Origin of the sequence: Micromonospora sp. CPCC 206061 (genome assembly GCF_036906915.1) — a bacterium.
Lineage (GTDB): Bacteria > Actinomycetota > Actinomycetes > Mycobacteriales > Micromonosporaceae > Phytohabitans.
This window is the reverse complement of the sequence record NZ_JBAKHX010000178.1, coordinates 1-2,926: the sequence shown is the minus strand read 5'-3', so window position 1 is coordinate 2,926 and position 2,926 is coordinate 1. Positions and strand designations below refer to the sequence as shown.

General features: G+C 63.2%; 3 protein-coding genes. All 3 read left to right on the top strand.

From position 1 onward, the window contains the following. Positions 1-707: 707 nt before the first annotated feature. On the top strand, positions 708-1,136 hold the full coding sequence (locus V6V89_RS41150; protein ID WP_334625165.1) for a hypothetical protein: 429 nt from the start codon (positions 708-710) through the stop codon (positions 1,134-1,136). A 601-nt stretch (positions 1,137-1,737) separates the two neighbouring features. Then, a complete protein-coding gene (locus V6V89_RS41145) occupies positions 1,738-1,908 on the top strand; it encodes a hypothetical protein (protein WP_334625163.1) in 171 nt (56 codons plus the stop codon). Between the two features lie 195 nt (positions 1,909-2,103). Continuing rightward, positions 2,104-2,847 carry a hypothetical protein gene (locus V6V89_RS41140; RefSeq protein WP_334625162.1) on the top strand — a complete coding sequence of 248 codons (744 nt, stop codon included), beginning with the start codon at positions 2,104-2,106 and terminating at the stop codon, positions 2,845-2,847. Positions 2,848-2,926 lie beyond the last annotated feature (79 nt).

Here is a 2,926-nt window from a genome sequence, read left to right as displayed (position 1 = left end):
CGCCCCCGACTCCAAGATCCGCCACCCCGATTACACGATCAAGGTTGCGTGACGCGGCACTAGTCGATACGAACCGGATCCTGCCGGTGCTGGATGGTCTGGACGAGATGGCAGAGGAGCACCGTGCTGCCGCCGTGTCGGGCGATCGCGGACACCCTGAGACCTGGGCGCCAAGTTGTACTCACGAGTCGTACTGCGGAATACGAGCGCGCCGCCGCCAAAGGCAAGCTGGCCCGCACGCCGGTGATTGAAATTCTGCCCTTGTCCACTAACGATGTCGTGCATTACTTGACCGAGGGCACTGAGAGTCCCGAGCGCTGGGCCCACACGCTACGCCGCCTCCGCACGGCGAGCCACTCCCCGCTGGCGCAAGTGCTTTCCAGCCCGCTTATGCTTTCATTGGCGCGGATTGTTTACCACCACGCCGATACAAGTCCTGCAGAGTTGGTCACTGCTGATTGGGCTATCGCCCGCGACGGCATCGAGCAGCGCCTCCTCAGCGAATTCGTCCGGGTAACATATACCAGCCGTGCGGGGGCCAGGCACGTCTTAGTTCACAACGCGCAGAACAGGCGCAACGATGGCTAGCCAACATCGCCCTGCATTTACAGACCGCTAACACGGGGCAGGACCTGGCTTGGTGGCAACTGCGACGAGACACAGTTTTCCTGCAGTGGCTGTTTACGGTAGGGCTTCTCGTACCATTGGTGACAACCTCGCCCAACCAACTGCTGTGGTGGATAACGCTGTGGGTTTCCATGATTGCCCTGCTGACCACGATTCGCGCTCGCAGGCCTCGCCAGGTTGACGTCACCTTGAATGGTCGACGGATGGCATGGTTCGGAACGGCAATGGCGGTCAGTGTGTGCGCCGGGCTCATGGTCGGACGCTTTCCGGAAATGCCCGCGATACCGCTGGCCGCACTTGCCCTCACCTTGGCACTCGAAAGCTTCTTCTTCGAAACTGTTCAACCGATTGCTACTGTCTTTACCACCGCGAACGCGAGCCGGGCGATCAGTCCGCTCAGTTTGCTGCGGCGCGATCGAAATTCGCATTCTGGATCGGCAGCACGGTCGGACTTCTGCACTGCTTACCCTTCGCAATTTGGACTTTGGTTGAGCTTCCCGACTCGATAATCGATCCCGACCTTAGGGTTATCGTAGTGGTATATTTACTCACCGCCGTTCTCATTTCCGGACTTGCGATCGGAACCATCTTCAGCCTGGGCATCAGCGCATGGGGACAGTTCTGCGTCGTACGGCTGCTGCTCGCCCTCCGTGGCCGAACGCCGCTTCGGTTGATGACATTCCTGCAGGACGCCTACCGGCGCGGCGTCCTTCGCCAAGTTGGAGGGGTCTATCAATTCCGCCACGCTCTGCTCCAGAAACAGCTCGTACGTACCGGACTCCGGTCCAGCCGAGGAACCTAACGATCACGCGGATCATCTCTACTAGTCGTCGTCACCCTCATCGCTACCCAGCCAGTCCACGACGGTATTCTGCACCAGCCAATGGCGATACGTTGTCCCGCAATGGAGTCGTACCGGAACGGACGGCTCGGCCGTTTCGAGTCGCCCACCCCGGACCCGTTGAGCTGCGACCTTTCCCTATCAATGGGTATCCTCTCATGCCGCCGAGCGTGCGCGTGTCGGCGTGGGCAGCGGGCCTGGAGTGGTCGGCGCCCTTTGCCGGTGCGCCCGAGGAGCGTTTGAACCCTGCATGACCGATGATGGGGGTCATGTCGTTGCCGGGGCTGGACCCTGACGAGTATCCGCCGATCGATCCCGGCGAGCCCGTGCCGGACGATGCCGGCGAGTTGTTGCCGGATACGCCGGATGAGCTGCCGGCCGCCCCGGTCGAGCCGCTGCCGGATGACGGCGAGGAGGGTGGCGTACGGGAACCTGCGTAGTGCGCGGGCGAGGCGTACGGATCTGCCGCTGAGAAAGGGCTTCGTGGGTGGCCGACCGTAGTGGGCCGGGAGGATGTCTGGTTGCCTGCCGTGTTGCTTCAGGCGTGCCATGCTGAACGGCGGGTAGCCGCGGCTGGGCGGGAGGACGGGCGTCGGGGTGGCGCATGTTCTGGGCGGCTGTGCAGGATGTTGGCCGTGCGTGTCGAGCGTTTGAGCTTCTACGTCGAGTCTGTCCAGGCGGTCCCGGGTGGGTGGCGGCTGGAGGGCGAGCCGGGCTTCCACCCGCGGAATTGGGCTCGCCCTGGCGACCGCTTCGAGCGTGCCTGCCGTGAGAGCGGCGGGCAGGAGCGGGAGGTGGACCTTGTTGTGGTTGAGCTCGAGGGTTCGTTTGCCATTGTCGCGGGGATCGGTGGCGACCAGCTCGGGCGCGAAGACGTCGTAACGGGAGAGCGTCTGGCACAGGACGTTGGCCACCTTGGCCAAGGACCACTGAGCCAGTCAGACCCGAATGAGGACCTCGCGCGGATTCTGGGCTTGCCGTCGCTGGTCGGCGGGGCGTCGGCCGGCGGAGCCGAGTGGTCGCTGGTCGAGGCTGCGTTGGGTGTCACATTGCCGGCTGACTACAAGCGATTCGTCGATGCCTACGGTGCTGGCCTCATCGACGGTCACGTCACCGTGTGCGCCCCTGACGCTCCGCGCGAGTGGGCGGACCTGCTGCAGCACAACACCTGGGCGCAAGAGTGCGTCCGGCTGGACTTCGCGGGGCCGGACAGCAATTGCGAGGACTGGCAGTTGGGTGATCCGTCGCATTGGGAGCCGGACCGTGCGGATGTCCCGCCCTGGTTCGAATCTGGCGACGACTTGATCTCGTGGGGGCACACCGGTAACGGCGATCTGCTCTTCTGGCATGTCAAGCCCGGAACCTGTCAAGATCAATGAGACAAGATCTTTTTAGTTCGTCTGTTGTGCGGCCGTCTGCAGTGCTGGCCGATTGATCCAAACCGCGGAGGGCAGTGGC